Raw genomic sequence first — 828 nt, forward strand, 5'->3', positions numbered from 1 at the left:
TGGGCACTCCAACGCGGGAGGCCCCAGCTTGACGTGAAGCAATTTCCTCGCACAGGACTCAATAGGAGACGGATGCCGGTCGGAAATCAAGCCTGCAACCGGCTCCGCTTCAACCCAATGCAAGCAAATACGGCAATTAAATGCAATAAAGCCGATGGTTCCGGGACTGCGGTGAGCGTCAACGAGTTGGGATTAAATGAACCGCCCGATCCACGAGCAGCTGCTTCGAGGCTACCGGTCGAGAACGTGGTAAAGTCCCCGTCATCCATTGAATAGTCCGCGAGAGTAAAAGTTGTCGAACCGGTCAAAGGAGCAATCAGGTCCACCGTACCCAAAACCGCCTCAGCAGTATCCGCGTCGGTCGTTGTTGGCATTACACCGGTTTGACCAAAGATACCTAGCGCAAAGTATCCGACGGTATCCCCGTCGTTTATGGGACTCGGTCCACCTCCCGAGCTATTCACCACCAACTTCTCGAAACGTCCATCGGCCCCATTTGCGGATAGGTCCGCTGAAAACGCCAACAGGTTTCCGCTCCGGTTGATTGTCCCATCAAACGCCACGGTCTGCGCGTCGTTTTTGAAGATCGATTCACTACCCGGCAGAACTGTCTCGATGAGCAATAGCTCGACGCCCAAGATTCTTTGACCCGGCTTCAGGGTGATGATCGCACCCATGCTTGGTTTCTGTCCAGGGACGCGAAGTGCGAGGTCGTATACCAAGCTACCGCTGGCATACGTACTCATTAACGCCGTTGCTACAAAACAGATGGACAATGATCGTGCAAACATAAACTTTGTCTCTAGAAAGCAAAACGAAAGGGGAGGT

1 protein-coding gene is annotated in these 828 nt (G+C 53.4%); it reads right to left on the reverse strand.

Annotated elements, in window-relative coordinates; genetic code table 11:
• Positions 1–86: 86 nt before the first annotated feature.
• Positions 87–677, reverse strand: coding sequence for a hypothetical protein (locus tag Mal65_RS13915; protein ID WP_145298631.1), 591 nt, complete (start codon positions 675–677; stop codon positions 87–89).
• Positions 678–828 lie beyond the last annotated feature (151 nt).

The sequence above is a fragment of the Crateriforma conspicua genome (assembly GCF_007752935.1).
In the GTDB taxonomy this organism is placed as follows: Bacteria; Planctomycetota; Planctomycetia; order Pirellulales; family Pirellulaceae; genus Crateriforma; species Crateriforma conspicua.

What these genes read in the sequence shown, in the direction of transcription:
- Mal65_RS13915 (WP_145298631.1), bottom strand. Translation starts at nt 677, where the DNA reads ATGGGTGCGATCATCACCCTGAAGCCGGGTCAAAGAATCTTGGGCGTC.